Here is a 2140-nt window from a genome sequence, read left to right as displayed (position 1 = left end):
GTCGCGTGAGGTCTCAGGAGAGTCTCGGTGCGCGGACTTGTGTGCTTTAACACTCTTCCCCCCCCCGTGATGCCCACCACCGATGGCGCCGACCAGGACGGTTCCCCAGAGGGCGGCGTGCGCGCCCATGCGCATCGAGTGCCGCAGGAATGCGTCGGAGGCCCGGCCGCGGCGGCGCAGGAGCACCGAGACGCCGAGCATGAAGAAGCCGCCGACGCCGATGGCTCCGCCGATGACGTGCAGTACGGCGATCCAGGCGTTGGCGTTGGTGAACAGGGCCAGCGGGTCGTCCAGATGGAGCTCGCCGCCCCGCATCTCGTACGCGACCGGGTTCTGCATGAAGCCGTTGGCGAGCAGTGCCCAGATCGCCGACATGTAGGCGGCCGCCGCGACGATCCAGATGCAGGCCAGATGGGCCTTGGCGGGCAGCCGCTGCCAGCCGAAGATCCACAGGGCGAGGAAGGTCGACTCGACGAAGAAGGCGACCACGGTCTCCACGGCGAGCGGGGCGCCGAAGACGCTGGCCGCCATGTTCTCCAGGCCCGACCAGTTGGCGCTGAGCTGGTACTCCATGGCGATGCCCGCGGCGATGCCGACCGCGTAGTTGATGACGTAGAGCGTGCCCCAGTACTTCGTCGCCTGTTTCAGTGCCGGGTCGCCGGTGCGCACCCAGCGGGTGTGGCTGATCGCGACCATGACCACGAGCCCGAGCGTCAGCGCGACGAGCAGGTAGTGCACGCCGACCGTTAACGCGAACTGAAGGCGCGCCAGTTCCACGGTTCCCATGCCGTATTCACTCCAAGTGATCGGTCCGTCCGGCCGCCTCGGCCGCTGGCTGCCATCTTAGTGACCATGTTTATCGATACTAGATTTTCTAGCAGTACTAGACATTCGGTCGGCGGTAGCCCTATGGTCGACCGGTATGAGAATCCTCTTCGCCAGCGTCGGCAACTTCGGTCACGTGCACCCCCTCCTTCCCCTGGCACTGGCCGCGCGGTCGGCCGGACACGAGGTCCGGTTCGCCACGGGCGAGCAGTTCCATCCGATCCTGAGTGCCGTGGGCCTGGAGCCGGTGACGGCGGGTCGTTCCGTCCCCGACGCGTTCATCGAAGCAGCCGGCGGTCAAGCCTTCCTTGAGTCGCAGGGCGGCGACGTACACCCGAGCGAGCTGCCCCCCGAGGTGCTCACCGCGCTGGGCGTCAAGGCGTTCGGATCGGTCCTGCCCCGCTCCATCGCCGCGGACCTCGTCGCCGTCTTCGAGAGCTTCCGGCCCGACCTCGTCATCCATGAAGTGATGAACCCGGGCGCCGGGTTCGCGGCCAGGCTCGCCGGGATCCCGGCCCTGTCGCACGGCGTGGGACGCCTGGTCTCGGTGGGCGAGGAGGCGCTGATCCAGGAGGAACTGCGCGTCACCGCCGCCGAGTTGGGCGTCCTGGTCGCCGACGACCAGGTGCGGCTGCTCGGCCACCCGTACGTCGACATCTGCCCGCCCTCGCTGCAGGACGCCGACTTCATCGCCTCCGGATACCCCCGCATCGCGCAGCGCCCCGTGCCCTTCGACGAGCCGGGCGAGCTGCCCGCCGCCCTGGCCGGCAGCGACCGCCCGCTGGTCTACCTCAGCCTCGGCACGGCCCTCGGGTCGGCCGCCGTGCTGCGCACCGCGATCGAGGGGCTCGCGCCCCTCGACGTACGCGTCCTGGTGGCGACGGGCCCGACGGTCGGCGTCGATGAGCTCGGCGAGCTGCCCGCCCACACGGTCGCCGTGCCGTGGGTGTCCCAGGCCGAAGTGCTGCGCCACGCCTCGGTCGTCGTCCAGCACGGCGGCAGCGGCACCATGCTCGCGGCGCTGGCCGCCGGGCTGCCCCAGCTGTTCCTGCCGCAGGGCTCGGACCAGCCCACCAACGCCGAAGCGGTCCGCGCGCTCGGCGCGGGCGAGGTCCTCGGCCATGGTGAACTCGCCCCGGAGGCCGTCACGTTGAAGGTGAAGGCCCTGCTGTCCGACGACTCCTACCGGCAGGCGGCGCGCCGCGTCGCCGACGAGATCGCCGCGATGCCCTCGCCCGAGGAGGTCGCCGCAGGTCTCTCCACCTACGCCGGCTGACCGGAATTGATCGCTCCGACGGCTCGTGGGCCCAGGCAC

The 2140-nt window shown here is 70.1% G+C and carries 2 protein-coding genes; one reads left to right on the top strand and one right to left on the bottom strand.

What is annotated here, in order from left to right:
- A partial coding sequence (locus tag ACFWY6_RS45145) for a cytochrome ubiquinol oxidase subunit I (protein ID WP_384703675.1) occupies positions 1 to 786 on the bottom strand: 786 nt, incomplete at its 3' end.
- Between the two features lie 136 nt (positions 787 to 922).
- Here ACFWY6_RS45145 and ACFWY6_RS45140 point away from each other — a divergent pair.
- Positions 923 to 2101 carry a glycosyltransferase gene (locus ACFWY6_RS45140; RefSeq protein WP_384703672.1) on the top strand — a complete coding sequence of 393 codons (1179 nt, stop codon included), beginning with the start codon at positions 923 to 925 and terminating at the stop codon, positions 2099 to 2101.
- The last annotated feature ends 39 nt before the right edge of the window (positions 2102 to 2140 follow it).

The organism is Streptomyces sp. NPDC059037, from assembly GCF_042740015.1.
In the GTDB taxonomy this organism is placed as follows: domain Bacteria; phylum Actinomycetota; class Actinomycetes; order Streptomycetales; family Streptomycetaceae; genus Streptomyces.
The sequence above is the reverse complement of the archived record's forward strand: the minus strand, read 5'-3'. Positions and strand labels throughout refer to the sequence as shown.

Coding starts and splice junctions, on each gene's coding strand:
- ACFWY6_RS45140 (WP_384703672.1), top strand. CDS start 923: ATGAGAATCCTCTTCGCCAGCGTCGGCAACTTCGGTCACGTGCACCCC.